At 72.7% G+C, this 25,384-nt stretch carries 22 protein-coding genes; 12 read left to right on the forward strand and 10 right to left on the reverse strand.

Annotated elements, in window-relative coordinates; translation table 11 throughout:
• Window positions 1-49 precede the first annotated feature (49 nt).
• The 7 genes from ACGF4C_RS10265 to ACGF4C_RS10295 all read left to right on the forward strand — a co-directional run bounded on the left by ACGF4C_RS10265 (window position 50) and on the right by ACGF4C_RS10295 (window position 6,678).
• Window positions 50-763, forward strand: coding sequence for a flavodoxin family protein (locus ACGF4C_RS10265; RefSeq protein ID WP_393564952.1), 714 nt, complete (start codon window positions 50-52; stop codon window positions 761-763).
• A 20-nt stretch (window positions 764-783) separates the two neighbouring features.
• On the forward strand, window positions 784-1,902 hold the full coding sequence (locus tag ACGF4C_RS10270) for a PP2C family protein-serine/threonine phosphatase (RefSeq protein WP_393564954.1): 1,119 nt from the start codon (window positions 784-786) through the stop codon (window positions 1,900-1,902).
• 134 nt (window positions 1,903-2,036) lie between these two features.
• Window positions 2,037-2,222 carry a hypothetical protein gene (locus ACGF4C_RS10275; protein ID WP_234442032.1) on the forward strand — a complete coding sequence of 62 codons (186 nt, stop codon included), beginning with the start codon at window positions 2,037-2,039 and terminating at the stop codon, window positions 2,220-2,222.
• Between the two features lie 212 nt (window positions 2,223-2,434).
• The gene (locus ACGF4C_RS10280; RefSeq protein WP_362137598.1) at window positions 2,435-2,734 is read left to right on the forward strand and encodes a hypothetical protein; all 300 of its coding nucleotides are present in this window, start codon (window positions 2,435-2,437) and stop codon (window positions 2,732-2,734) included.
• Between the two features lie 390 nt (window positions 2,735-3,124).
• Window positions 3,125-4,930 (forward strand): M4 family metallopeptidase, encoded by a 1,806-nt coding sequence (locus ACGF4C_RS10285; protein ID WP_393564956.1) that lies wholly within the window; start codon window positions 3,125-3,127, stop codon window positions 4,928-4,930.
• A gap of 104 nt (window positions 4,931-5,034) precedes the next feature.
• On the forward strand, window positions 5,035-6,240 hold the full coding sequence (locus tag ACGF4C_RS10290; protein ID WP_393564958.1) for an MFS transporter: 1,206 nt from the start codon (window positions 5,035-5,037) through the stop codon (window positions 6,238-6,240).
• A 45-nt stretch (window positions 6,241-6,285) separates the two neighbouring features.
• Window positions 6,286-6,678 carry a DUF6578 domain-containing protein gene (locus ACGF4C_RS10295; protein WP_393564960.1) on the forward strand — a complete coding sequence of 131 codons (393 nt, stop codon included), beginning with the start codon at window positions 6,286-6,288 and terminating at the stop codon, window positions 6,676-6,678.
• Window positions 6,679-6,703: 25 nt separating this feature from the next.
• Here the strand turns inward: ACGF4C_RS10295 and ACGF4C_RS10300 are convergent, their stop codons facing one another.
• Window positions 6,704-7,942 (reverse strand): cytochrome P450, encoded by a 1,239-nt coding sequence (locus tag ACGF4C_RS10300; RefSeq protein WP_393564962.1) that lies wholly within the window; start codon window positions 7,940-7,942, stop codon window positions 6,704-6,706.
• A gap of 300 nt (window positions 7,943-8,242) precedes the next feature.
• On the opposite strand from ACGF4C_RS10300, the gene ACGF4C_RS10305 reads away from it, so the two are divergent.
• On the forward strand, window positions 8,243-8,473 hold the full coding sequence (locus ACGF4C_RS10305) for a hypothetical protein (protein WP_393564964.1): 231 nt from the start codon (window positions 8,243-8,245) through the stop codon (window positions 8,471-8,473).
• A 28-nt stretch (window positions 8,474-8,501) separates the two neighbouring features.
• Here the strand turns inward: ACGF4C_RS10305 and ACGF4C_RS10310 are convergent, their stop codons facing one another.
• On the reverse strand, window positions 8,502-9,584 hold the full coding sequence (locus ACGF4C_RS10310) for an isopenicillin N synthase family dioxygenase (protein ID WP_393564965.1): 1,083 nt from the start codon (window positions 9,582-9,584) through the stop codon (window positions 8,502-8,504).
• Window positions 9,585-9,643: 59 nt separating this feature from the next.
• The gene (locus ACGF4C_RS10315; protein ID WP_393564967.1) at window positions 9,644-10,414 is read right to left on the reverse strand and encodes a TIGR03086 family metal-binding protein; all 771 of its coding nucleotides are present in this window, start codon (window positions 10,412-10,414) and stop codon (window positions 9,644-9,646) included.
• Between the two features lie 52 nt (window positions 10,415-10,466).
• Between ACGF4C_RS10315 and ACGF4C_RS10320 the strand changes: the two genes are divergently transcribed.
• Complete coding sequence (locus tag ACGF4C_RS10320) at window positions 10,467-10,952, forward strand: MarR family winged helix-turn-helix transcriptional regulator (RefSeq protein ID WP_393564968.1); 486 nt, start codon at window positions 10,467-10,469, stop codon at window positions 10,950-10,952.
• Between the two features lie 82 nt (window positions 10,953-11,034).
• On the opposite strand, the gene ACGF4C_RS10325 is transcribed toward ACGF4C_RS10320, so the two are convergent.
• Both ACGF4C_RS10325 and ACGF4C_RS10330 read right to left on the reverse strand, forming a co-directional pair.
• Window positions 11,035-11,298, reverse strand: a complete 264-nt coding sequence (locus tag ACGF4C_RS10325) for a hypothetical protein (RefSeq protein ID WP_030411767.1) — start codon at window positions 11,296-11,298, stop codon at window positions 11,035-11,037.
• A gap of 164 nt (window positions 11,299-11,462) precedes the next feature.
• Window positions 11,463-14,207: a SpoIIE family protein phosphatase gene (locus tag ACGF4C_RS10330; protein ID WP_393564970.1), complete on the reverse strand. Its 2,745-nt coding sequence runs from the start codon at window positions 14,205-14,207 to the stop codon at window positions 11,463-11,465.
• A gap of 418 nt (window positions 14,208-14,625) precedes the next feature.
• Here ACGF4C_RS10330 and ACGF4C_RS10335 point away from each other — a divergent pair, with 418 nt between their 5' ends.
• A complete protein-coding gene (locus ACGF4C_RS10335) occupies window positions 14,626-14,973 on the forward strand; it encodes a hypothetical protein (protein ID WP_393564971.1) in 348 nt (115 codons plus the stop codon).
• 254 nt (window positions 14,974-15,227) lie between these two features.
• Here ACGF4C_RS10335 and ACGF4C_RS10340 read toward each other — a convergent pair whose 3' ends face one another.
• Both ACGF4C_RS10340 and ACGF4C_RS10345 read right to left on the reverse strand, forming a co-directional pair.
• Window positions 15,228-16,697, reverse strand: a complete 1,470-nt coding sequence (locus tag ACGF4C_RS10340; protein ID WP_393564972.1) for an APC family permease — start codon at window positions 16,695-16,697, stop codon at window positions 15,228-15,230.
• 324 nt (window positions 16,698-17,021) lie between these two features.
• Window positions 17,022-19,106 carry a SpoIIE family protein phosphatase gene (locus tag ACGF4C_RS10345; protein ID WP_393564974.1) on the reverse strand — a complete coding sequence of 695 codons (2,085 nt, stop codon included), beginning with the start codon at window positions 19,104-19,106 and terminating at the stop codon, window positions 17,022-17,024.
• A 448-nt stretch (window positions 19,107-19,554) separates the two neighbouring features.
• On the opposite strand from ACGF4C_RS10345, the gene ACGF4C_RS10350 reads away from it, so the two are divergent.
• Window positions 19,555-21,099 carry an AMP-binding protein gene (locus ACGF4C_RS10350; RefSeq protein ID WP_393564976.1) on the forward strand — a complete coding sequence of 515 codons (1,545 nt, stop codon included), beginning with the start codon at window positions 19,555-19,557 and terminating at the stop codon, window positions 21,097-21,099.
• Window positions 21,100-21,154: 55 nt separating this feature from the next.
• Here the strand turns inward: ACGF4C_RS10350 and ACGF4C_RS10355 are convergent, their stop codons facing one another.
• From ACGF4C_RS10355 to ligD, 3 genes are all read right to left on the reverse strand, one after another.
• Window positions 21,155-21,466 carry a hypothetical protein gene (locus ACGF4C_RS10355; protein ID WP_393564979.1) on the reverse strand — a complete coding sequence of 104 codons (312 nt, stop codon included), beginning with the start codon at window positions 21,464-21,466 and terminating at the stop codon, window positions 21,155-21,157.
• 154 nt (window positions 21,467-21,620) lie between these two features.
• Window positions 21,621-22,850: a PP2C family protein-serine/threonine phosphatase gene (locus ACGF4C_RS10360; protein ID WP_393564981.1), complete on the reverse strand. Its 1,230-nt coding sequence runs from the start codon at window positions 22,848-22,850 to the stop codon at window positions 21,621-21,623.
• A gap of 178 nt (window positions 22,851-23,028) precedes the next feature.
• Window positions 23,029-24,051 (reverse strand): non-homologous end-joining DNA ligase, encoded by a 1,023-nt coding sequence (gene ligD / locus ACGF4C_RS10365; protein ID WP_393564983.1) that lies wholly within the window; start codon window positions 24,049-24,051, stop codon window positions 23,029-23,031.
• Window positions 24,052-24,125: 74 nt separating this feature from the next.
• Between ligD and ACGF4C_RS10370 the strand changes: the two genes are divergently transcribed.
• A complete protein-coding gene (locus ACGF4C_RS10370; RefSeq protein WP_393564985.1) occupies window positions 24,126-25,187 on the forward strand; it encodes an ATP-dependent DNA ligase in 1,062 nt (353 codons plus the stop codon).
• The last annotated feature ends 197 nt before the right edge of the window (window positions 25,188-25,384 follow it).

Here is a 25,384-nt window from a genome sequence, read left to right on the forward strand (position 1 = left end):
GCTCGGGGAGAGGCCCCCGAAGGCGCAGCCGCCCGTGCAAGGAGCATTGATGACCCCCGAGTACCGCTACGACGACCTGAGCGCCCTCTTCATCAACTGCACGCTCAAGCGCTCGCCGGAGACCAGCAACACCGAGGGCCTGGTCGAGCGGAGCCGGGCCGTCATGGCGGGCAACGGGGTCACGACGGAGGTGCTCCGGGCGGTCGACGAGGACATCGCGACCGGGGTGTGGCCGGACATGACGGAGCACGGCTGGGCGTCCGACGCCTGGCCGGAGCTGTACCGCAAGGTGCTGGCCGCGGACATCCTGGTGCTGTGCGGACCGATCTGGCTCGGGGACAACAGCTCGGTGATGAAGCAGGTCATCGAGCGGCTCTACGCCTGTTCCAGTGTGCTCAACGACCGTGGCCAGTACGCCTATTACGGCCGGGCGGGCGGCTGCCTGATCACCGGCAACGAGGACGGCGTCAAGCACTGCGCCATGAACGTCCTCTACAGCCTGCAGCACCTGGGCTACACCGTCCCGCCGCAGGCCGACGCAGGCTGGATCGGTGAGGCCGGGCCCGGACCGTCGTACCTCGATCCGGGCTCGGGCGGGCCGGAGAACGACTTCACCAACCGCAACACCGCCTTCATGAGCTGGAACCTGATGCATGTCGCGGCGATGCTCAAGCGGGCGGGCGGCATCCCGGCGCACGGCAACCAGCGCACCGAGTGGGACGCCGGCTGCCGCGCGGACCAGGCCAATCCGGAGCACCGCTGAGCACCCGCGCCGGGTCGGCGGTGGCCGATCCGCACGCGTCCGCGCCCGCGCTCCGGCCGCCGGCCGTGCGCTGGCCCCGTTACGTGCGGCTCGCCCCGGCCGTCCTGGTGGCCGGCGGTCTCCTCTGGGACGCGCTGTCGCCGCAGGACTACTGGGGCGATCCGATGCTGACCGCGGCCAGTGTGACGGCGGGTGCGCTGCTGTCGCTGCGGCACACCGTCGCGATCGGGCTCGCCCTGGTGCTCGGGGTGTTCGCGCTGACGGTGAAGGACGGCACCGCCGGTGACGCGGTGGGTCATCTGGAGCTGGCCAACACCCTGTTCGCCGCGCTGATGGGCATCGGGGTGAACCGGGTGATCGCCCGGCACGGCCGCCACCTGGACGTGGTGCGGATGGTGGCGGAGGCGGCGCAGCTCGCCGTGCTGCCGGCCCCGCCGGAGCGGATCGGGCCGCTGTCCGTCGCGGCCCGCTACCAGGCCGCCCAGAGCGAGGCCCGGATCGGCGGTGACGCCTATGCCGTGCAGCGGACGCCGTACGGGGTGCGGTTGCTGATCGCCGATGTGCGGGGCAAGGGGCTGGGCGCGGTGAGCGCGGTGTCGGTGCTGCTGGGCGCGTTCCGGGAGGCGGCGGAGCAGGAGCGGGAGCTGACCGGGCTGGCCGAGCGGCTGGAGCGGTCGTTGCTGCGGGCGGGCGAGCAGCTCTCCCAGGAGAGCCGTCTGGAGGGCTTCATCACGGCCCTGCTGGCGGAAGTCCGGCCGGACAGCGATGAGTTGGGGCTGCTGAACTGCGGCCATCCGGCGCCGTATCTGTGCCGGGACGGTGAGGTGCGGGCGCTTGCGACCGGTGAACCGGGGCTGCCGCTGGGCCTGGGCGGACTCGCGGTGGCCCGGCCGGAGCCGGTCGGCGTGCCGTTCCCGGTGGACAGCACCGTGCTGCTGGTCACCGACGGGGTGACCGAGGCCCGGGACCGCGGCGGGCGGTTCTACGACCCGGCGGCGCAGCTGGCGGGCCGCGGTCCGTTCGGCGGCCCGCAGGAGCTGATCGACGTCCTGGTGCGGGAGGTCGAGCGGTGGACCGGCGGGCCGCGCGACGACGACATGGCGGTGCTCGCGGTCACCCGGCGGGCAGCGGCCGGTTGACTACCCGGATCGGGTGGCCGGCCTGCGCCGACAGCGTGTGCTACCGGGGATTCGGGGCGGCGGATGAGAAGATCGATCACAGCATCAGCATCCGCCCCGAGCGGTCCTCCGCTCCCGCGCAGATCGGAGTTGATGTGTCCGAGAACAGATCAGCCCTGCTGAGCCAGCGCGCCGCCGTCATCTTCCTGCTCGGCGCCCTCACCGCCCTCGGCGCCGGTGTGCTCACCTGTGTCAACGGCGGAACCCTGGCGTCCGCCGCTCTGGTCGGCGGAGCGGCATTCGGCGCCGGGGTCACGTTCTTCCATACGGTCATCGATTGAGTGCCGATCCGGGGCACCGGGGACCGCACCGGTGCACAGCCGTCCGCTCACGCCGCGCGGCCGGCGCGGCGTGAGCGGACGGTCACAGGGCGTCGCGGGCCGGTGGCGGAATCCGTGCCCCCGCATGCGGTGCGCCGCCGGACGGCAGATGCGAAACTGAAAGACACCGCGCCCGGCCGCCGGCCGGTGCCCTTGCCGCCGAGGGGAACATCATGACCTGGGCATCTTGGACCACTGTCGGGATCCACGCGCTCCCCGGCGCGGTGCGCGCGGAGGAGATCGGCGTGATGAACGGCGATCTGACCATCCACACGACCTGGTCGGAGAATCTGGCGCACGTAGCTGTGCAGTACACCGGGTCCTCGGACTGGTACACGATGGCCGGCAGTCCCGTGCCCTGCGATTCCGAAGCGGCCAGCCGCAGCTTCCACCAGGCCGTGGTGGAGGCGGTCCGCGGCGGGGACCGGGCCGAGGCGTCCCTCGACGAGCTGTTCCACCGGCAGGAGCAGTAACGGCCAGCGGCGCCAAAGCGGGCAGCGGGCGCCCGGATCGTCCTTGAGTGCCGGAATCCTCCGCTGAAGTCCGGGCCGGCGTCCCGGCCTTGCGAGTCCACGACCTGACGGGTCGTGGACTTTTTGCTGCGCCGGCGGAGCAACCAATTCCGGTCGCATCCAGTCTCCCCTGACAACACAGGCACCGTTGGTCACCTTGCCATCACCCAAAGGTGATCAATTGTCAAATTTTCACCACGAATCTCGCATACCGAGCATATGGCTTTACATGCTCATGCCAGGCAGACCAGGGTTTGCGCGGGGCCGACCGGTCCCCGCGGTGCCCAACGGCACCGCGTGTACGGGCGGTTGGCGTGCCCACCGCCCCCGCAGCGCTAAGGACCCACATCTGTGCGTAGACCCCACATACGCAGCCACCGCCTGGCCATCGCGGTCGCGGTGACGACGGCCGCGACCCTGACGGCCGGCGTGGCGGGCGCCGCCACCGCGCACCACTCGGCCGCTCCGGCCGCCGCCCCCTCCGCTGCCCCCTCCTCCAGCAAGATCGTCGAAGCCGCCCGCGCCGCCGCGGTCGCGCACGGCTCGGCCACCGGAGTCGGCAAGAAGGACACCCTCAAGGCCGTCGACACGATGGTCGACCCGGACGGCCGGCAGCACGTCCGCTTCGTCCGCACCCACCGCGGGCTGCCCGTCCTCGGCGGCGACCTCGTCGTCCACCTCAGCGCCCACTCGGCGTACGAGGGCGTGACCCGGGCCTACCGGCACCAGGTCGACCTCTCCGACACCGACCCGAAGCTGTCGGCCGGTCAGGCCGAGGCGAAGGCCGCCAAGGTGGCCGAGGGCGAGGCCGGTACCGCCCAACTGGTCGTGGACGCCCGGGACGACCGGCTCACCCTGGCCTACCAGGTCGAGGTGGCGGACAGCCGTACCGACGAGGCCGGCGGCGCCCGTACGGTCGTCCTCGACGCGGCCACCGGCGCGGTGCTGAGCAACGCCCCCGCCAACGACTCCTTCCTGTCGCCGGCCCTGCAGGAGAAGCTGCGCAAGCGGGGCGAGCGGCTCAACCCCGCGACCCGGCAGTTCTCGCCCGCCGCGCCGGCCACCGGCCAGGCGGCCACCACCGCCGGCTACCCGACCGCCGCCAAGGGCACCGGCGCGTCCTTCTTCGTCGGCAGCGTGCCGCTGTCCACCACGCGGACCGCCAAGAAGTCCTTCGTCCTCAAGGACTCGACGCGCGGCAACACCGAGACCCGCGACGCCGGTGACAAGGAGCTGGAGAAGTTCTCCGGGGGCAAGGCGTTCACCTCCGCCACCAACCGCTGGGGCAACGGCACCACGAGCGACCGGACCACCGCCGCCGTGGACGCCCAGTACGGCATCACCAGCACCCTGGACTTCTACAAGAAGACGTTCGGCCGCAAGGGCATCAAGAACGACGGCCGCGGCGCGCACGCCCTGGTGCACTTCGGCAAGAACGTGGGCAACGCCTTCTGGTCGTCGGACTGCGGCTGCATGCTCTACGGCGACGGCGACGGCAAGACGTTCGCCAAGCCGCTGGTCGTCCTGGACGTCACCGGCCACGAGCTGACCCACGGCGTGGTCGACGCCACCGCCAACCTCCAGCCCACCCGCGTCGACGAGGAGGGCAACCAGTTCGGCGAACCGGGCTCGCTCAACGAGTCGCTGGCGGACATCTTCGGCAGCGCGGTGGAGTTTGCCACCAACAACCCGAAGAACCCGCCGAACTACCTGATGGGCGAGAAGCTGGGCCTGGAGCAGAAGTTCCTGCGCCGCCTGGACAAGCCGTCGCTCGACAAGCTGGAGGGCACCGTCGACTACTGGTCGAAGGCGTCCTACGACACCGAGGTGCACGCCGGCTCCGGCGTCTCCTCGCACGCCTTCTACCTGCTCGCCGAGGGCAGCGGCAAGAAGACCATCGGCGGCGTCGCCTACGACTCCCCCACCCGCGACGGCTCGCGGGTGACCGGGATCGGCCGCACCAAGGCGCTCGCCATCTTCTACCGGGCGCTCACCCGGTACATGGTCTCCACGACCGACTTCCACGACGCCCGGACCGCGACGCTGCACGCGGCGAAGGACCTCTACGGCGCCACCAGCACCGAGTACAAGACGGTGAACAAGGCCTGGTCGGCGGTGAACGTGACGGCGGCCAACGCCCCGTCGGCCAAGCACTGAGCCCGGACCTGTTCCCACGGTGCCCCCGCCGGCCGGCGGGGGCACCGTGCCGCTTTGTGCCGCGCTCCTCGACGCCCCGGCCGGCCGGCGCCTACGTTGAGGCCATGATCAGCGATCGCAAGGCAGCAGCAACCGGCCGGCGTCCCGGATATGCCGTGGCGGCCGGCGTGTTCGCCATCGGCATGGCCGGCACCACCCTCCCCACCCCGCTGTACGGGCTCTACCGCCAGGAGATCGGGTTCTCCGAGCTCATGGTGACCGTGGTCTTCGCCGTGTACGCCCTCGGCGTGATCACCGTGCTGCTGCTCGCCGGCAACGTCTCCGACGACGTGGGCCGGCGCCCGGTGCTGTTCTGCGCCCTGGCGCTCTCCGCGGCCAGCGCGCTCTGCTTCATCTTCGAGGGCGGGCTGCCCTTTCTCTTCCTGGGCCGGGTGCTCTCCGGATTCGCCGCCGGGCTGTTCAGCGGTGCCGCCACCGCGGCCGTACTGGAGCTGGCCAAGCCCGGCCAGGAGGCGCATGCCGGATTCTCCGCGACCGCCGCGAACATGGGCGGGCTCGGCTGCGGCCCGCTGCTGTCCGGGCTGCTCGCCCAGTACGCGCCCTGGCCGCTGGTCCTGCCGTTCGCGGTGCACCTGGTGCTGGTGGCGGTGGCGGCCGTGGCGACCTGGCTGCTGCCGGAGACCGTCCGCGATCCGCACCGGCCGCACCGTCTGCGCCCCCAACGCCTCCACCTGCCGCCCGAGGTACGCGGCGTGTTCACGCCCTCGGCCGTCGCCGCGTTCGCCGGCTTCGCGCTGCTGGGCCTGTTCACCGCCGTCGCACCGAGCTTCGTCGGACAGACGCTGGGCGTGACCAACCTGGCCGTCGCCGGGGCGATCGTGTTCTCCGTGTTCCTCGGCTCGACCGCCGGCCAGTCGCTCGCCGGGCGGATCGGGGTGCGCAAGGCACTGCCGGGCGGCTGCCTGGTGCTGGTCATCGGTCTGGCACTGGTGGCCACCTCACTGGCCGTCACCTCACTGCCGGTGCTGGTCCTCGGCGCCCTGTGCGGCGGCACCGGCCAGGGCCTGGCCTTCCGCGCCGGACTGACCGCCGTGGGCCGGGCGGCGCCCGCCGCGCACCGCGGCGGCACCATCTCGGCGTTCTTCCTCGTCGCCTACTTCGGCATCTCGCTGCCGGTGGTCGGCGTCGGCGCGCTCACCATGGAACTGGGACTGCGCGGCGCCGGCCTCACCTTCGCCGGCTGCGTCATCGTGCTCGCGGTGACCGTCGGCCTGTACGTCCTGCGCCACCCACCGGCCGTCGACGACTGAGGGCCCCGGGCCCGAGCCGGGACCGGGCGGGCAGAATCGGGAGGTATGAACACCACGGTCTGGATGGACAGTTGGCAGATGGAGTGCTGCGGTGAGCCCTTCGCCCTCGGGTCGGAGGTGTCCTGGGCGGTCGTCGCCCCGGACCGGGAGTGGCTGACCACGGTGCTCGGCGCCAGGGCCGCGGCCACGGTCGACGGCGTCGAGGAACATCACGGCGGTCGCCCCGAGCAGCCGGCGCCGGTCCGCGGCACCGTCACCGGCATCAGCGCCGTGCACTGCCGCTTCGCACCGCTGCCCGGCGAGCCCGGCCACACCCGTCATCCGGTGCCGGGCAGCGGTACGCTCACCCCGCTGTCCTCGGCCCCCCGGTGGAACGCCGACCGCGGCGACCTCCGGTTCGTGGGCTTCCTCATCGAACTCGACGCCCCGGCCCGGTGAGCAACCCGACGGCCCTGGGCCGGTTTCAGGCCGTCTTCCGCCCCCCTTCGCCCCGCCCGAGCCGTAATCGCAGGTGGCCGGGGCCGCGGGTGAAGACGCCGGTGTCGGCCGGCGGCGTCCCGTCCGCGAAGGCCACCTCGGGGAACGCGTCGAGGAGTTGGTTGACACCGGTCTCCACCTCGGCCCGGGCCAGCAGGGCCCCCACGCAGAAGTGCCGGCCGAGTCCGAACGCGACGTGCTGGGCGGCCGCGGTGAAGGCGCCGGCCGGGCTGAGGTCGGGACGGAAGATGTCGAACTCGTCGGGCCGGTCGTAGTGGTCCGCATCGCGGTTGGCGGCGCCGATCAGGCAGGTGACCGTGGCGCCGGCGGGTATCGTGCCGCCGCTGACGGTCACCTCCGCGGCGGGCTGCCGCATGATCATCTGGACCGGCGGGGTGTACCGCAGCGTCTCGGCGAACGCGGCGGGAATCAGCGACCGGTCGGCGCGCACCGCCGCGAACTGCTCGGGGCGGGCGAGCAGATTGCGGAAGATCAGCGCGATGGCCTTGTCGGTGGTCTCCCCGCCCGCGGCCAGCAGCAGACTGACGAACGCGATGATGTCCTGGTCGGTCATCCGGACCCCGTCGACCTCGGCGGTACAGAGCCGGGAGAGCAGGTCGGCGCCGGGAGCCGCGCGGCGTTCCCGGATGACGGGCCGGAGGTAATGGGCGATCTCCTCGCCCGCGCGCCGTCCGGCGGCCGCGACCCCGGGGTCCTGGGCGAGGTTGGAGATGAAGGCCACCACCGCGGTGTACCAGCCGTGGAAGCGGTCGTGATCGGCCCGGTCAAGTCCGAGCATGTCGACGATCACGTTGATCGGGAAGCGGGTCGCGAACCGCGCCACCAGATCGGCCTCCTCGGCGTCCCGGAAGGTGTCGATCAGCTCGCGGGCGTTGCGCTCGATGACCGGCAGGAACGTCTCCTGCAGTTCACGGCCGCGGAAGGCCGGCGCCACCAGGGCGCGGCGCACCGCGTGCTCCCGGCCGTTCATCTGCGGCAGGGTGCGGCCGCCGTGGGCCGGCTCGATCTGCCAGGCGTAGTTGTCGGTGGTGAACACCGGCTCCCGGAAGGCACGTTGGACGTCTTCGTAACGGGAGAGGAGGTAGCTGCCGGTGCCCTTGTCGTGGAACAGCGGGTAGTGCTCGCGCAGGATCCGGTACGCGGGGTAGGGGTCCGCGGCGAACTCCGGGGACAGGATGTCGGGCGGCGGAGGAAGGGTGGTCACGCCGCCGGACGCTAGGGCCGGGGCGCGGGGGCGTCGAGGGTGCGTGGGTGGTGTGCGGGTGCGCCGGGGGCGCATCGTTGGCCGCTGGTCCACACGTCCGGGGCGCCCTCTTCACCCGGACGGTCGGCCGCCGTCACTCCGCTGCCTCGTACGGCACGCCCCGCCCGCCCCCGGCGTCGACGCTGGGAGCCGCACGACCGCTCCGGGACCGGAGCGCGACCGTCCCAGACAGGGGTGAGACCCGCTATGCCCGCGTCCGACCCACCACCGCCACGCCGCCGCCTCCGCCGCGGATTCGCCGTGGCCGCCACGCTCGTCGCGCTGCTGTACGCCGTCGCCGCCCCGGTCGCGGCCGGCCAGCGGTCCGCCGCCGGGCCGCCCGGGAAGCCCACCAGCGCGGCGGCCGGCAGCAAGCCGCTGGTGTTCATGGGCCTGGGTACGGTCGCCGGCCTGGCCGTGCTCGCGACCGCGGGCCTGGTCACGGCCGCCCGCAGGCGGTACGTCAACTCGCATGCGGCCGAGAGGAGTTGAGGCGAGCGCCGCCGGCCCCGGGCAGGGCTCAGTCACTCCCGGCGGCCCGTAGGCGGGCGGCCTCGCGGGGTGAGTTGTCGTTCCGGCGGCCGGCCCGGGAGCCCGCCAGTTTCCCGGTCAGGTGCCGGCCGACCGTGGTGGGCGGATGACGCGGTGCGGTGCCGGGCGGGACGCAACCGGGCAGCGCGCTGATCTCCGCGTCCCAGTTGCCGTCGTGGAAGTACGCGGCGGAGCGGCGCCGGACGACCCGCCCCCGCTCGTCGGTGGGCGGCAGCACCCGGTGCATCGTGGACCGCCAGCGGTCGTTCGTCCAACGGGCCAGCAGATCACCGAGGTTGACCAGCAGGCACCCTGGCTCCGGCAGGACGTCGCGCCAGCCGCCGTCCCCGTCGAGGATCTGCAGGCCGGGGACGCGGTCGGCCCACAGCACGGTGACGATGCCGTAGTCGGTGTGCGCACCCATCCCCATCCGGCCGCGGTCGACGGTGGGTTCGCGGTCCGGGAGCGGATAGTGGTTCATGCGCAGCACGTCGAGGGAGTGGTCGGTGAACGGGGCGAAGTAACCCTCCGGCAGCCCCAGTGCGTGCGCGAAGATCACGGTCATCCGCCGGGCCGGCCCGCCCGCCCGGCGGCACCACTCCTCGACGGCCTGGCGGAAGCCCGGCAGCGACGGCCAGATGTTGGCCGGGTAGTGCGCTTCGGGCAGGTCCAGCCCGGGGAACGACGAGGCCTCGGAGCCGACGTTGAACGCCTCGAAGAGGTCCTCGGCGGCCGCGGGCACGCCGAGGCTCAGGCTGAGTTTCTCGGTACGCGGCGGGGTGTAGCCGCGGTTGATGTCGGGGGACGGCGCCCGCAGTCGCTTCTTCTCCTCCATGGGCAGTGCGAAGAAGGCGTCCAGGGCGTCGGCGAAGGCTCCGGCGGCGTCCTCCGGGATGCCGTGGCCGCGGATCTGCAGGAAACCGACGGTGCGCGCCGCCCGGTCGACGGCGGCGGCGAGGGCCGTACGGGCGGCCTCGGTGCCGTACTCCCAGCCGGAGATGTCGATCACGGGTACGTCCAGCACACCGTCCGTAGCGGCCCGGTCGCCGGTCCGCCCGTCGCTGCTGCCCATCGTGGGACGCCCTTTCGTCTCGCCGGGGGCACGGGGTACGGCCACCCCTGTCCACCTGGTCACCATTCTGCTGACAACGGAACGCCCTGTCTCCGCCCGGAACCGGCCGCTACGCGTCGCGCGGAGCTGCCGGTCCGGCGCTGTGCCCGGGGGCGCGCCAGGACGGGGAGCGGCCGAGCAGCGCCAGGATGCGGTCCAGGTCGTCCGCGGTGTCGTCGACGGGGAGGCCGGGCCGGAAGGCGCTGCCGGGGGGCGAGCCGGGAGGCGTCGTCCGGGACGGCGCGGGCTATCGGCAGGGCGGCCCGCAGGAGCTCGGGGCCGGGGTCGTGGCCGAGGCCCAGGGCGCGGGCGACGTCCCAGCTGTGGACGACGTAGTCGATGAGGTGGAAGCCGATCGCCCGGCGCGCGGGGAAGGTCCGCGCGGCGGTGAATTCGGGGAGGTGGCACTCGCGGTCGGGGTTGTCGACGGCCGCGAAGGCGGCGATGACCTGCTCCGCCGCCGAGCCGTACGCCGCGACCGGGTCCGGCCCGAGCGGGCGGACCGCCCAGTGCGCCGGGTCGCGGCCGTCCCCGCGCGCGGCCGCGGCGAATCCATGGTGCTGGACGGTCATATGGGCGAGCAGATCGGCCAGCGTCCATGCGGCGCACGGGGTCGGCCGGTTGAGGTCGTCGGGGCGGATCCGGCGGACCAGCGCCACGCTGTCCCGGACCGCTTGCGCGTGCAGCCGCTTGAGCCGGACGAAGTCCGCGACGCGAGAGTCCGTGGGGTGGGGGTCCGTGGAGCGGGGGTCCGTGAGCGCGCCGTCAGCAGTTCCCTCATTAATAGGCATGCGCTTACGATCTGCTTCCGCGTATGAATTTGTCAACGGGTATTTTCGTGCCATGACCGAGAACCCGGCCGACCGTGGCACCCCTTCCGGAGAACGGGCGGACCGCCCCGATCTGGCGGCGATGATGGTGCCGTTGGGCCGCGCCCTGATGGCCGCCGAGCAGCCGGCCCTCGACGCGCACGGGCTGACCATGTGGGGCTACTCGGTCCTGCTGCACCTCGACGAGACGCCGATCCGCACCCAGGCCGCGCTCGCCGAGGCGATCCGCGCGGACAAGACCCGCATCATCGCCGTCCTCGACGACCTGGAATCCCGGGAACTGATCCGCCGTCAGCCCGACCCCGGGGACCGCCGGGCACGGCTGCTGTCACTCACCCCCGAGGGGCGGCGGGTGCGCGACGCCACCCGGGCGGCGATCCAGGAGAACGAGGAACGACTGCTGGCCCGGCTGCCGGCCGCGGACCGCGCCGCCTTCCTCCGCGCACTGCAGACCTTGTCGGCGCTGCCCGAGCTGCGACCGCCCCGCAAGCGGCCCTAGAGGCGCGCGAACACACAGAAGCCGGTGCCGGCCCCCGCGACCCGTGGTCGCCGGGGCCGGCACCGGCCGGAAGCTGCTGGAATCACTTCCAGTCGCCGTCGCCGCCCCAGCCGTAACCGCCGTGCTGGCAGCCCTCGCTGAAGTACGGGCCGAAGTAGTCGCTGACGCCCGCGTTCAGCCAGCAGCCACCGTAGTTGCCGTGACCGCGGTGGTGGTTGTAGTGGTGGTGGCGCTTGTGGTGGTGCTTGTAGCCGTGGTCCTTGCCGGAAGCCATGGCGGCGCTCGCACCGCCCATGACGATGCTGGTGGCCAGGGCGCTAGCGGCGATCGCGGCGCGAATGCGCATGTCTGCTCCTCAGGAGGATCAAAGAGGTATATCGACCTTTTCAGGGATCACCTTCACAGAACCTCCTAAAACCTGACTCATCGTTAATTGGGCGAGTCGGAGTAATCCACTGCCGTCCTGGTCAGAAAGGGGCGCCCGGCGTGACCTGCCGGGCCGATGCCCTGTCACGTGCCGGGATCCTCGCCGTCGACGGTCCCCGCGAGCAGCTCGTCCGCCCCGGCGAACGGAGCGCCGTCGGCCGGCGCCTGTTCGGTCCAGATGACCTTGCCGCCGGCGGTGTAGCGGGTCCCCCACCGCTCGGCGAGCTGGGCGACCAGGAAGAGCCCCCGGCCGCCCTCGTCCGTGGTGGCGGCCTGGCGCAGGTGCGGTGAGGTGCTGCTGCGGTCGGAGACCTCGCAGATCAGGGAGGTGTCGCGGATCAGGCGCACGCCGATCGGGCCGGAGGCGTAGCGGATGGAGTTGGTGACCAGTTCGCTCAGGATCAGCTCGGTGGTGAACGCCTCGGCGGCCAGGCCCCATTCGATCAGTTTGCGCACCGCGGCGGCCCGGACCTGGGCCACCGCGGAAGGGTCCGGCGGGACGTCCCAGTCGGCGATGTGCGCGGCGTCCAGCACCCGGGTGCGGGCGACGAGCAGCGCGATGTCATCGCTCGGGCTCTCCGGCAGCAACGCGTCGAGCGCGGCCTCGCAGGTCTCCTCCGGGGTCCGCCCGGGCCGGTCGGCGAGGGTACGGGCGAGCAGCGCGGTGCCCTCGTCGATGTCCCGGTCGCGGTCCTCGACGAGCCCGTCGGTGAACAGCACCAGCCGGCTGCCCTCCGGCAGTTGGTGCTGCCAGGTCTCGAACGGCAGGCCCCCGAGGCCCAGCGGCGGGCCGCCCGGCACCTCGGCGGTCTCGACGGTGCCGTCGGGCCGCAGCACCATCGGCTGGACGTGCCCGGCGCGGGCCATGGTGCAGGTGCCGGACGCCGGGTCGTAGATGGCGTACAGGCAGGTGGCGCCGGTGATCGAGCCGCCGGCCTCCTCCGCGCCCTCGTCCTGGTCGATGCGGGTGACCAGTTCGTCGAGGTGCCAGAGGATCTCGTCGGGCGGCAGGTCGAGGTTGGCGAAGTTGTGCACGGCGGTCCGCAGCCGGCCCATCGTGGCGGCGGCGTGCAGCCCGTGGCCGACGACGTCGCCGACGACCAGCGCGACCCGGGCGCCGGGCAGCGGGATGATGTCGAACCAGTCGCCCCCGACACCGCCGAGCCCGCCGCGGCCGGCCTGCGCGGGCAGATAGCGGTAGGCGGCCTCGACGGCGTTCTGCTCGGGCAGTGCGCGCGGGAGCAGACTGCGCTGGAGGGTGATCGCCATGGTGTGCTCGCGGGTGTAGCGGCGGGCGTTGTCGATGCTCACCGCGGCCCGCGCGACCAGCTCCTCGGCGAGCGAGAGCTCCTCCTCCTCGAAGGGCCCCGGTTCCTGGGAGCGCCAGAAGAGGACCACGCCCAGGATGGCGCCGCGGGCCCGCAGCGGGACGGCGATCATCGAGTGGATGCCGTGCGCGACGATCCGCCGGGCGCGCTGGGGATTCTGCAGGTGCCAGCCCCGGAAGGCGGTCAGGTCCGGTTCGAGGACCGGCTCGCCGCGGTCGATGCCGGAGCCCACCGAGGTGGACGGGTCGAAGCGGACCAGGTGGCCGACCGGGTACAGACCGCTGTCCGGCGGTGCGCCGCTGACGGCCGTGCGCCGCATCTCCGTACCGGTGCCCGCGGTGTCGGTGGGTTCCTCGCCGGTCAGCACGTCCTCGGCCAGGTCGACGGTGACGATGTCGGCGAACCGGGCCGCGGCGAACTCCGCCAGTTCCTCGCAGGTGCGCACGACGTCGAGCGTGGTGCCGATTTCCGTGCCGGCGTCGTAGAGCAGCTTGAGGCGGCCGCGGGCGGACTCGGCGCGGCCGGTGAGCGCCCGGAGCTCGGTGGTGTCGCGGAGCGTGGTGACGCTGCCGGGCGGGCCGCCGGCCTGTGCGGTGGAGCGCTGGTTGACGGCCAGCAGGCGGTCGCCGACCGGGTGGACCTCGTCGGTGACGGTCCGGCCGGAGGACAGCAGCCGGGCGGTGTCCGGGTCCAGCCCCAGGTCGGCGACCGGACGTCCTTCGACGTCCGCCGCCAGACCGAGCAGCCGGCGGGCCTCGTCGTTGGCGAGCAGCAGCCGCCCGTCGGCCCCGACGATGATCACGCCCTCCCGTACGGCGTGCAGCACCGCGTCGTGGTGCTCGTACATCCGGGTCATCTCGGCGGGGCCGAGGCCGTGCGTCTGGCGGCGCAGTCGCCTGCTGACCAGGGCGGTGCCGCCGGTGGTCAGGAGCAGCACCCCGGCCGCGGCGCCGAACAGCAGCGGGAACTGCTGGTCGACCACGCCGCTCACCTTCCTGATGGTGATGCCGGCCGAGACCAGCCCGACGACCTTGCCGTCGTGGCCGAAGACGGGGACGACGGCCTGGACCAGCGGCCCGATGGTGCCGGTGATCCGTTCGGTGACGATCCCGCCGGCCAGTGCCGGCGCCAGCGTGCCGACGAACTTCTTGCCGATCCGGTTGGTGAGGGGGTGGGTGTAGCGGATGCCGTCGGTGTTCATCACGACGATGAAGTCGACGCCGGAGAGCTTGCGGGCGGCCTCGGCCCGCGGCTGGAGGACGGCGGTCGGGTCCGGGCTCTTGAGCGCGGCCTCCATTCCCGGTGCGCTCGCGAAGGTGCGGGCGACCGCGACCGATCGGTTGCTGGCCTCGCGTTCGGAGTCGGTCCGGGACTGCAGCACGAGGGCGGCCATGGCGGCGGCGACGAGCAGGACCACGATCGCCACCTGCAGGAGAAAGACCTGACCTGCGACAGTTCGCATCCTGAGAACCGAACGCGGGCGGCCGTAGCGTCCGGCCATGTCCTCTTTCTACACCTCCCGCATACGGTGGGCGAGCCGCGCGTTGCGGAGCGCAGCCGCCGCCGGCCGGCCCCGCGGCACGCGACCGAGCCTCATGGTCTGTCCGCAGATCGTCCCGTGATCCGGGTCCGGGCGCCAGAGGGCGGGAAGACCCCTCGGTACGTTTTACTGCCGCACATATGCGAACGTCTTCGACGAAGGGGACATACGGGAGCCCGAGTTCTGGACCGTCCATGTAACTCTCCCCACAGGTTTATTCCCGCTTCCGTTCGGCCGGTGCCGCTCGGGTGATCCGCACCGCGGGGCAAGTTGCCTGGTCAGCACGGTTCACCGGGTTCCGGTGGAGGCCGTGGCGACGGCTGTGGGGACACCCTCGGCCGCCTACGCGCCGGCCGGCCGGTATGAGACGTTCTTGGGCATGCATGTTCCCGAGGAGATCCGTGCCGACGCGGCCGCCCTCATCGACCACCACGCGCTCGGCCGGTGGAAGCCGAACGACGCCGACCGCCGGGTCGCCGTCGCGCTGTTCCGCTTCCTGGAGACCGGGCTGCCGCTCACGGGCGAGCAGATCCGGTCCGCCCTGGCACCCCCGGCACCGGCGGACCCGGTCGACGAGCGGCTGGTGAGGCTGCTGCACGGCACCGCCGCGCTGCTCGACGACGCCCCGGAGGCCGACGGCCCCGCCGGGCGGGACGCCGTCGACCACGTCTGCCTGCTGCTGGACGCGCTGGCGCTGTCCCGCCCCGCGGAGTCCTCCGGCCGGTAGAAGCCGGCAGCCGGGCCCCCAGGCGCACGTACGAGCCCTCGTACGCGCACCTGGGGGCCCGTCGTTGGTGCGCCGCCGACTCCCGTGGTTCGCCCTCGACTCGGGGCCCACGCGGCTGCCCCGGCCACGGCTGTTCGGTCACGACTGTCGGTCACGGCTGCCCGGCCACGACCCTCAAGGACCACACACGACGAGGCCCGCCCGGGAGCGATGCTCCCGAGCGGGCCTCGTGGTGTGCCTGGGCGTCCGTGCCGCTACCCGGTCAGCCCGGGCAGGGGGGCCGTGGTGGCCGGCGGCGCCTCGACGGGGGCCTGCTCGTCCTCAGGGACCGAGATGACCCAGTGCGTGGCCTGGCGCGGGCGGAGGTAGACCGCCCAGTAGACCGCGGCGGCGGCGACGAGGGCGCCGGTGATGAGCAGGCTCTTGGTGCTCTGCTGGTAGAGCACCCAGGCCAGCACCACGATCAGCAGCGCCGGGACCACCGGCCACAGCGGCATCCGCCAGGCCATCCGGTGCTTGTGCTCGCCGCGGCGGGAGACCAGGGCGCCGAGGGCGACGAAGACGTACATCGCGGCGACGGCGACACCGGTGACCTCGCTCAGGGTGTCGAGGTTGACGAAGCAGAGCGCCGCTCCGGGGACGCCGACCACGAGGGTCGCCACCCAGGGGGAGCCGAAGCGCCGGCCGACGTGCGAGAAGGCGCGGTTCACGGCGGTCGGCCAGGCAGCGTCGCGGGCCGAGGAGAAGACCACCCGGGAGTTCTGGATCACCATCACGATGGTGGCGTTGATGATGGCCAGGGCGATGCAGAGGCTGACGAAGGTTCCGACGCCGGAGTTGCTCCAGCTCTGGACCATGCCGGCCACGTCACCGGCGCCGAGGGTCTTCAGGTCGGGCGCGCCGAGGGTGATCGCGATCACCGGGATCAGCACGACCGCGGCACCGATGCCGAGGGTCCACAGGACCGTGCGGGAGACGTTGCGGCGCGGGTTCTCCATCTCCTCCGCGAGGTACACGGCGGTGGAGAAGCCCTGCAGGATGAAGAGCGCGGTGGCCAGTCCCGTCACGATCAGTCCGGCGGTGACGGCGGTGCTGTGTCCGTGTCCGGCGTCGATCACGGGGTGGACGAGCACGGAGGCGGAGCGGTGGGTGTGGGTGAAGCCGAGGTAGGCGACGACCGCGCAGGCCACGACCTCCAGGACCAGGAAGATGCCGGTGATCCAGGCGTTGGCGCGCAGGTCGAGCAGGCCCATGGCGGTGGCCAGCAGCATCACGCCGGCGGCGGTGTACTGCGGATCGAGATGGACGATCGGCGCCAGATAGTCGGCGGTGCCGAGCGCGATGATCGGTGGCACGATCATGACGACGATCAGCGAGAGGATGAAGACCAGCCAGCCGGCGAGGCGGCCCATGAGGGTGCCGACCATCGCGTATTCACCGCCGGAGCTCGGGATCAGGGTGCCGAGCTCGGAGTAGGTGAAGGCCACGCCGATACAGAGCAGGCCCGCGATGGCGATGGTCAGGGCGGTGCCGGTGCCCAGGCTGGCGAACGAGTCCGGCACGATCACGAAGAGCGACGAGGCCGGCGTCAGGCAGGAGAGCGTGAGCAGGGTGCCGCCGACCACACCGATGGACCGGGTGAGTTTGGGCGCGGCGGCGGTTCCTTCCGCCGCACTGGCGGTGTCCCGCTCGGACGCTGCGGGGGCAACAGGCGTGTAGGGCATATCGGTTATCCGTGTCCCATCGGTGCGGGGGCCAGGAGGGGCGCCTCGTGGGGGAAGAGCGCCATGAGCAAAAGCGCCCGGCTGACCACGGGCGCCGCTTCGATGCCCGAATAAAACCCTCGCCGTCGAGGTCCGTCAATACCCTGTTAAGAGTGTGAGACGACGAAATCCGTCGTCAGTGGCCACTCTGAAACATGGATCCATTTACTAACTGCCGTATGGGAGCGGATTTCGCGGCGCCGGGGAGCGGGTGCGGATTCTGCGCCCGGCAGCCGGAAACCGGCGCAGGATTCTCCCGCTCACGGGCGGACGGCGTGCCCCCGGTCACTTGCCGTCGCTGCGGGCCCGGGCGATGAGCAGGGCGACGTCGTCGTGGCCGTGCTCGGAGCGCAGCGCGCTCAGCAGGCGGTCACACAGCCCCTCCAGGTCCCCCTCGGGCTCGGCGAGCACGGTGAGCAGGGTGTCCAGGCGGGTGTCGATGGCCTGGTCGCGGGTTTCGATCAGCCCGTCGGTGTAGAGCACCAGCAGGTCGCCGTCGTGCAGCGGGACCGTGGTCTGCTCGAACGGGACGCCGCCGACGCCGAGCGGGGCGCCGGTGGGCAGGTCGAGCAGTTCGGGCGGGCGGCCCGCCCGGAGGACGACGGGCGGCAGATGCCCGGCGACGGCGATCCGGCAGCGGTCGTGCTCCGGGTCGTAGACCGCGTACAGGCAGGTGGCGAAGGCCGGGTCGAGGCCGGCGGCGATGTGGTCGAGGTGGCTGAGCACCTCGGCGGGGTCCAGATCGAGATCGGCCAGCGCGCGGGTGGTGGTGCGCAGCTGGCCCATGGTGGCGGCGGCGTTGATGCCGCTGCCCATGACGTCGCCGACGACCAGGGCGGTCTTGTCGCCGGCCACCGGGATGGCGTCGAACCAGTCGCCGCCGACCTCGCTGGCCGCCTGCGCGGGCTGGTAGCGGTAGGCGATCTCCATGGCCGTGGGCTGCGGCGGCCGGTGGTTCATCAGGTGGCGCTGGAGGGTGAGCGCGGTCCGGCGTTCGCTCTGGTAGGAGCGGGCGTTGTCGATGCAGACCGCTGCCCGGGCGGCCAGTTCGACGGCGAGCAGCGCGTCGTCCTCGTCGAACGGCACCTGGTTGCGTACGCGGTAGAGCGAGAGCGCGCCGAGCACCTCGCCGCGGGCGATCAGCGGCACCGCGAGATAGGAGTGCAGTCCGGCCCGGCGCAGCAGGGCGGCGCCCTCGGCGTCGGCGGCGATGTGCGGCAGGTCGTCCTCGGCCACCTGGGCGACGAGCACCGGGCGGGCGTCGGTCACACAGCGGGTGATCAGCCGGTCGGTGTCGTAGGAGGCGATCTGGCCGGTGGGGTCGGCGGCGCGGACGGCGTCGGTGGCGTAGGCCGCGGAGACCGCGAGGGCGCGGAAGCGGGCCGGGCCGCCGGTGGCGAGCGCGGCCGGGCGCCGGCCCTCCAGGACGGCGTCGAGGACGTCGACCGCGGCCAGGTCGGCGAGCTCGGGGACGATGACGTCGGCGAGCTCGTGGGCGGTCTGGTCGACGTCGAGGGTGGTGCCGATGGTCGCCGAGGCGTCGGCGATCAGGGCCAGCCGCCGCCGGGCGCGGGCGGCCTCGGTGGCGGCGCTGTGCTGTTCGGTGACGTCCACGACGGAGGTGGCGAGCCCGAGGACCCGGCCGCCCGGGTCCTCCAGCCGGTAGTACGACACCGACCACGCCTGGTCGGTGTGCGGATCGGCGGCCGTGCGGCCGACGGTGAACTGGTCCAGCAGCGGCCGTCCGGTCTCCAGGACCTCCCGCATCCGGTCCACGATGACCTCGGTGTCGAGGAACGACAGCGCCTCCCGGACGTGCCGGCCGATGTGCCGGTCCGCGGGCAGGTCGTTGATCCGCTCCAGTGCCGGGTTGACCATGACGAAGCGCAGGTGGGTGTCCAGGACGGCCAGGCCGATCGGTGACTGGGCCACCAGGCGTACCGACAGCGCCAGGTCACGCTCGACCCGGCGCAGGACGGACTGGTCGGTGGCGATGCCGAGGGCGTAGGTCTCGCCGCGCTCGTCCAGCAGGCGCATGTTGCGGAACTCGACCAGCCGGGTGCTGCCGTCCTTGTGCCGGACGGGGAAGACCCCGGCCCAGCTCTCGCCGCCCGCCATGACCTCGGAGAACAGCTGCAGGACGAGGTCGAGGTGTTCCGGCGGGACCAGCAGTTTGGCGGCGGGCCGGCCGAGCGCCTCCTTGGCGGTCCAGCCGAAGAGTTGCTCCGCCTGGGGACTCCACAGGGCGATCCGGCCGTCCGCGTCCAGCATCACCGCGGCCACGCCCAGTACGTCGAGCAGGCCGCCGGGCTGCCCCGGTGTGGCCCCGACCGGGGCGGCACCCTCGGGGAACGCGTCGGTCGCACCCATCCAGGCACTCCTTCCGCCGGTCCCCCTGGGACCGACAGCCGTGGCGCTCTCCGTACATCGGCCGATTCTCGCCGTGTTTCCGCTGCCCTCCATCATCTCTCGCCACGGGACGGCCCCGCAGGGAGAGCGGGAGCGGCAGGGCCGGGGCGCCCGGTGCGCGAGGGAGCATTATCCGCCGCGGGTGCCGGGTCGGCGACCTTGTCGACGATATTCGGGGCGACCATTCCGGCCGTCGTGCGGCCCCGGTGGCACGGCGGGACGGGCAGGTCATGGCCGTGGTGGTGTCCCCACGGGCCGCGGCGCCACCTCCCCGCCGGGAGCTCCGAGTTGGAGATGTCGATCACCAGGGATTACCCTGAATCTTTAGTTGCCTCTAGCAACTAAAGATCTGCGAACGCACCCGGCGGCCGCGACCGGGCCCGCCGGCGTCAGGAGGAAGCCCGACATCATGTCCATCGCTGACCGGACATTTAGCACCTACGTGGAGGAGAACCTCGATGTACTTAGCTCCGACCCGGCACACGAAGCCGTGGTCCACCAGGGCCGCCGGGTAACGGCGGGCGAGTTCCGCACCCTGGTCCACCGGATGGCGCGGGCGCTGCGGGCCCGCGGCGTGGCCCGCGAGGACACCGTCACCCTGCTGAGCGGCAACCTCCCCGAGGCCCTGGTCGCGCGCTACGCGGCCAACCTGATCGGCGCCCGGGTCAACCACCTCTACAACAAGCTGTCCGCCGAGTCCCAGGCCGATATCGTCCGCGACGTCGAGACCCGGGCGCTGATCGTCGACCCGCGGTACGCCGAACGCGCCGCCGAGGTAACGGAGTTGGCGCCGGTGCCGGACGTCCTCGTCCTCGGCCCGGCGAAGCTCGGCACGGACCTGCTGGAGCTGGCGGCCGAGCAGCCCGACGAGCCGTTCGCGAGCCTGGCCCGGCCGGACGACGTCTGCACCATCCGGCACACCGGGGGCACCACCGGCCACCCCAAGGGCATCTGCACCACCTTCGAGCAGGCCCGCTGGTTCCGCGGTGTGCTGCCGGAGGAGGAGGGCGAGCGGCGGCAGCTGGTCGTGACGACGCTGGCGCACGCGGCCGGCGCGATGGCCGACAGCACCCTGTACGCCGGCGGTACGGTCGTCCTGCTCGACGACTTCGAGCCCGCCGAGGCGCTCGCCGCCATCGAGCGCGAGCGCATCACCGACCTCTTCCTGCTGCCGCCGCTGCTCTACCAGCTGATGGACCATCCGGACCGGCCGCGCACCGACACCTCCAGCCTGCGCAGGGTGGCCTACGGCGGCTGCCAGGCGTCCCCGGCCCGGATAGCCGACGCGATCCGGGCGTTCGGCCCGGTGCTGATGCAGGGGTACGGGCAGAACGAGGCCGGCGGCATCAGCGTGCTCGCCCCGGAGGACCACGACCCGGACCGGCCGGACCGGCTGCGGTCCGCGGGCAAGGTGCTGCGCGACGTCGAGGTGGCGATCCGCGACGAGTCGGGCCGCGATCTGCCGAACGGCGAGCACGGCGAGGTCTGTGTGCGCTCGGCCATGATCATGCAGGGCTACTGGAAGCAGCCGGAGCTGACCGCCGAGGTGCTGCGGGACGGCTGGCTGCACACCGGCGACATCGGATTCCTCGACGACGAGGGGTACTTGACCATCGTCGACCGGATCAAGGACATGATCGTCGTGGTCGGCGGCCATGTGTACACCACCGAGCTGGAGGACCTGCTGAACACGCACCCGCAGGTACTCCAGAGCGCCGTCTTCGGGGTCCGGGACGCCGACCGCATGGAGCGGGTGCACGCCGCGGTGGTGCGGGCGCCGGGCAGCACGGTCGACGGGCCGGAGCTGCGCGCGATGGTGTGCGCGGAGCGCGGCGCGATGTACGAGCCGGCGCACCTCACGTTCGTCGACGCGCTGCCGCTGACCGATGCGGGCAAGCCGGACAAGAAGGAACTGCGCCGGCGGACCGAGCAGGAGGCCGCCGCGGCCGGCTGACGCAGTGGGGCCGCCGCAGCTCAGCGCTGCGGCGGCCTCGCTTTGCTACTGCTGGTCAGAGCCAGCCGAACAGGCCACCGAGCCCGAAGGGACCGAAGCCGTTCCCGTAGCCGTTCCCGTAGCCGAACCCGTTGCCGTAGCCGTTGCCGAAGCCGCCGTAGCCGCCGAAGCCGAAACGGTCGTAACCGTGGTGGTGGTGGCAGCCGTGGTGGTGGTGACGGTGGTGGTGACCGCGGCCGTAGTGGTCGTGGCCGGACGAAGACGCCGCCGGCTTGGCGGGAGCGGCGGAAGCCACACCGGCGAGCGGGACGACGGTGGCAGCGGCAATCGCCGCGGCGGCCACGGAGCGACCTATGATCTTGCGCATTGCGTTTCTCCTGTTTGGCAGGAAATCTGACATTCCGATGAGTACCGCGCGGAGTCCCGATCCGCGCAGACACGACGAAGAGCCACTCCAACGGCCCCAAGAATTGCTCCAGTCGCGGTAATGAAAAGGCAAAGTCGAGCGGGGAACACACAGGTCAGAGCCGGATGACGACGAGCGCGGTGTCATCGGTCGCCCCGTCGGACGGCAGCAGCTCGGCCAGCAGCGCATCGGCGAGCGTCTCCGCTCCGGCGCCCCGGTGCCTGGTCAGCGAGGCGGCCAGCCGCGCCAGCCCGACGTCGATGTCCTCGCCGCGGCGCTCGATCAGCCCGTCCGTGTACAGCACCAGCACGGCGTCGTCGGCGAAGGAGACCTGGGCCTCGGGGCGGTCCACCTGCTCCGGCCGCGCCCCCAGCGGCGGATCGGTCGCCCCGTCCAGGAACTCCACCCGGCCGTCCGGGTGCAGCAGCGCCGGCGGCGGATGGCCGGCGCTGCTGTAGGCGAGGGTGTGGGTGGTCCAGTCGATGAACGCCTCCACCGCGGTGGCGGATTCGGCGCCCTCCACCGAGTGGGCGTAGACGCCCAGCACCTCCAGCGCCCGGGCCGGCCCCGGGGTGACCAGCGTGGCGGCGCTCAGCGCACTGCGCAGCTGCCCCATGACGCAGGCGGCCTCCAGCCCGTGGCCGACGACGTCGCCGACCGCCACCGCCATCCGGTCCCCGGGCAGCTCCGCCAGGTCGTACCAGTCCCCGCAGACGTTGAGCGCCCCGACCGCGGGCCGGTAGCGCACCGCGGCCCGGTGGTGCCCCACCGGGCGGGGTGCGGGCAGCATCGCGGCCTGGAGGGCCAGCACCACCAGCCGTTCCCGGGCGTGGGCCTGGCGGAGCCGGTCGTTGAGCTGCTGGAGCTCCTGGGCCCGGGCGTAGAGTTCGGCCGCCATCCGCTGCCGGGCGCCGCCGTCCTCCCGCGGGGCGCCCGCCCGGACGATCTCGGTGACCTCCTCCACCCGGTGCACGATCAGCCGCACCTGCCCGTCCGCGTCGAGGACCGGTGCGTTGACGGGGCTCCAGTAGCGCTCCTCGAACTCGCCCGGGCGGCCGGGCAGTTCGACGTCGTAGCGCTGCAGGGCCATGGTGTCGGTCAGGCCGGTGGCCAGCACCCGCTCCAGGGACGCCCGCAGATTGCGCACACCGGTGGCGCCAGGGTCCTGGGGGTTGTCGGGGAACACGTCGAAGAGGTGGTGCCCGATCACCTGACGCCGCTGCCGGCCGGCCCGGCGCAGCAGGGCCTCGTTGGCGTCGGCGATCACGAGGTCGGGGGTGAGCAGCAGCGCGGCGCCCGGCAGCGCCTGGAAGACCGCCGCGTAATCGATCGGGAAGTCGTTCACGGCCCGCCCGCCTTCTCGTTCGCCACGTGCGGAATGATCTCGGCCGGCGGGCCGCCGCGCACACCGGGCGACCGGCCGCGGGCCGCCTCCCGCGGGCGAACCGCGAGGCCGCCCCGGAGGTGCACCGGCCGGGGCGGGTACGGCCGTCCGGGGCATCCGGTGCCGGCCGGCCGGGGCGTCAGCGCTTGCGGGCCCGGCTCGGCTGCACCCGGGTCGGCTCCCCCGGCATCTTCGGGTGGTCGGGCGGATAGGGCAGATCGCCCAGCCCCTCGTCGGCCGCCTGCCGGTCCGCGAGGTCGAAGACGGACTCCAGCCCGAAGGCGTGGTCCGCCATGTCGGCGTGCACATCGCCGAGTTCCGCGAACCGCCGCGGCATCGTGCGCAGGTCGAAGTCCTCCGGCACGGCGTCGGACAGCTCCTCCCACCGCAGCGGGGCGGAGACCGTGGCCCGCGGCCGGGCGCGCAGCGAATAGGCCGAGGCGATGGTGCGGTCCCGGGCCATCTGGTTGTAGTCGACGAAGATCTTCGCGCCGCGTTCCTCCTTCCACCACGCCGAGGTGACCAGCTCCGGCAGCCGCCGTTCCATGGCCCGCGCCACCGTGATCGCGGCCCGTCTGACCTCGGTGAACGTCCACTGCGGCCGGATCGGCACATAGACGTGCACGCCCCGCCCGCCGGAGGTCTTGGGCCAGCCGCGCAGCCCGTGCTCGTCGAGCAGTGCCCGCAGCTCGTGGGCGACCCGTACGGCGTCCGCGAAGCCGGTGCCGGGCTGCGGGTCGAGGTCGATCCGCAGTTCGTCGGGGTGCTCGGTGTCGTCGCGGCGGACCGGCCACGGGTGGAAGGTCAGACAGCCGAGGTTGGCCGCCCAGACCACGGCGGCGGGCTCGGTGGGGCACATCTCGTCGGCGAACCGCCCGCTGGGGAAGGCGATCCGGGCGGTGGGCAGCCAGTCGGGCAGGCCCTTGGGCGCCCGTTTCTGGTAGAAGAACTCGCCCTCCACGCCGTCGGGGAAGCGCTGCATCGTGGTCGGCCGGTCGCGCAGCCCGCGCAACACCCCGTCCGCGACCGCGAGGTAGTAGCGGGCGACGTCCAGCTTGGTGAAGCCGCGCTCCGGGTAGTACGTCTTGTCCGGGTTGGACACCCGCACCGTGCGCCCCGCGACGTCCAGCTCGACGGCCTCGTTGGCCCGACCTCCGGTCATGCCTCCACGCTAGAGCGTGCCCGGGGGTTCCGCCCGGCGCGCGGGAAGCGGCCCGAGCCCTCAGGATCGGGACCATGGACCTGCCCGTCATGCCCCCGGTCTCCCCCATGCTCGCCAAGCCGGTGTCCGGCATCCCCGCCGGCATGCAGTACGAGGCCAAGTGGGACGGCTTCCGGGTCATCGTCTTCCGGGACGGTACGGAGGTCGAGATCGCCAGCCGTACGACGAAGTCGCTCAGCCGCTACTTCCCCGAGGTCATCGCGGCGGTCCGGGACGAGCTGCCGCCGCGCTGCGTCGTCGACGGCGAGATCGTCATCGCCCATGACGGCCGGCTGCACTTCGAGGAGCTGCTGGAGCGCATCCACCCGGCGGACTCCCGGGTCCGCACCCTCGCCGAGCGCACCCCGGCCTCCCTGGTCGCCTTCGACCTGCTGGCCCTGGGCTCCGACTCGCTGCTGCGCGAGCCGCAGGCGGCGCGCCGGGAGGCGCTGGTGGCGGCGCTGCGGACGGCCGAGCCGCCGGTGTACACCGCGCCCGCCACCACCGATCAGGAACTGGCGCAGCGCTGGTTCACCCAGTTCGAGGGCGCGGGGCTGGACGGGGTGATCGCCAAACCGCTGGACCTGCCGTACCGGCCCGGTGACCGGGTGATGTTCAAGGTGAAGCACGCCCGCACCGCCGACTGCGTCGTGGCCGGCTACCGGCTGCACAAGAGCGGCCCGGTGGTCGGCTCGCTGCTGCTGGGCCTGCACGACGACACCGGTCAGCTGCAGCACGTCGGGGTGTGCGCGTCCTTCCCCATGGCCCGGCGGCGCGCACTGGTCGAGGAGCTGGCGCCGCTGCGGATGGACGATGCCGGGCAGCACCCGTGGGGCGCCTGGACGGACGAGGAGGCGCATGCGTCCCGGCGGATGCCCGGCGGGCCGAGCCGGTGGAGCGGCGGCAAGGACCTGTCGTGGGTGCCGCTGCGCCCGGAGCGGGTGTGCGAGGTGGCCTACGACCACATGGAGGGCAGCAGGTTCCGGCACACCGCCCAGTTCCGCCGCTGGCGCCCGGACCGTACGCCGGAAAGCTGCACCTACGCCCAGCTGGAGGAGCCGGTGGGCTACGACCTGGGGGAACTGCTGCGGGACTGACCGTCGGAGACCCGCGGGGCGTCTCCGCCTAGGCCCTGTCGTCAAACTCCCGTCGTTCGCCCGGAGGGCGGGCCTCGCGGCGTCTGGTGCGTGCGATCGCAAGGCGGAGGGTCATCCCGGTACTGGGTGTACCGGGACGAGCCCGACAACGGTGGGGTACCCCCACGCCGTTCAGGCGTGGGGGAGAGCGTGCGTGC

The sequence above is a fragment of the Streptomyces sp. NPDC048197 genome (genome assembly GCF_043202395.1).
In the GTDB taxonomy this organism is placed as follows: Bacteria; Actinomycetota; Actinomycetes; order Streptomycetales; family Streptomycetaceae; genus Streptomyces; species Streptomyces siderophoricus.

What these genes read in the sequence shown, in the direction of transcription:
- ACGF4C_RS10265 (WP_393564952.1), top strand. Translation starts at nt 50, where the DNA reads ATGACCCCCGAGTACCGCTACGACGACCTGAGCGCCCTCTTCATCAAC.
- ACGF4C_RS10280 (WP_362137598.1), top strand. Translation starts at nt 2,435, where the DNA reads ATGACCTGGGCATCTTGGACCACTGTCGGGATCCACGCGCTCCCCGGC.
- ACGF4C_RS10290 (WP_393564958.1), top strand. Translation starts at nt 5,035, where the DNA reads ATGATCAGCGATCGCAAGGCAGCAGCAACCGGCCGGCGTCCCGGATAT.
- ACGF4C_RS10295 (WP_393564960.1), top strand. Translation starts at nt 6,286, where the DNA reads ATGAACACCACGGTCTGGATGGACAGTTGGCAGATGGAGTGCTGCGGT.
- ACGF4C_RS10310 (WP_393564965.1), bottom strand. Translation starts at nt 9,584, where the DNA reads ATGGGCAGCAGCGACGGGCGGACCGGCGACCGGGCCGCTACGGACGGT.
- ACGF4C_RS10315 (WP_393564967.1), bottom strand. Translation starts at nt 10,414, where the DNA reads ATGCCTATTAATGAGGGAACTGCTGACGGCGCGCTCACGGACCCCCGC.
- ACGF4C_RS10320 (WP_393564968.1), top strand. Translation starts at nt 10,467, where the DNA reads ATGACCGAGAACCCGGCCGACCGTGGCACCCCTTCCGGAGAACGGGCG.
- ACGF4C_RS10325 (WP_030411767.1), bottom strand. Translation starts at nt 11,298, where the DNA reads ATGCGCATTCGCGCCGCGATCGCCGCTAGCGCCCTGGCCACCAGCATC.
- ACGF4C_RS10330 (WP_393564970.1), bottom strand. Translation starts at nt 14,207, where the DNA reads ATGGCCGGACGCTACGGCCGCCCGCGTTCGGTTCTCAGGATGCGAACT.
- ACGF4C_RS10335 (WP_393564971.1), top strand. Translation starts at nt 14,626, where the DNA reads ATGCATGTTCCCGAGGAGATCCGTGCCGACGCGGCCGCCCTCATCGAC.
- ACGF4C_RS10340 (WP_393564972.1), bottom strand. Translation starts at nt 16,697, where the DNA reads ATGCCCTACACGCCTGTTGCCCCCGCAGCGTCCGAGCGGGACACCGCC.
- ACGF4C_RS10345 (WP_393564974.1), bottom strand. Translation starts at nt 19,106, where the DNA reads ATGGGTGCGACCGACGCGTTCCCCGAGGGTGCCGCCCCGGTCGGGGCC.
- ACGF4C_RS10350 (WP_393564976.1), top strand. Translation starts at nt 19,555, where the DNA reads ATGTCCATCGCTGACCGGACATTTAGCACCTACGTGGAGGAGAACCTC.
- ACGF4C_RS10355 (WP_393564979.1), bottom strand. Translation starts at nt 21,466, where the DNA reads ATGCGCAAGATCATAGGTCGCTCCGTGGCCGCCGCGGCGATTGCCGCT.
- ligD (WP_393564983.1), bottom strand. Translation starts at nt 24,051, where the DNA reads ATGACCGGAGGTCGGGCCAACGAGGCCGTCGAGCTGGACGTCGCGGGG.
- ACGF4C_RS10370 (WP_393564985.1), top strand. Translation starts at nt 24,126, where the DNA reads ATGGACCTGCCCGTCATGCCCCCGGTCTCCCCCATGCTCGCCAAGCCG.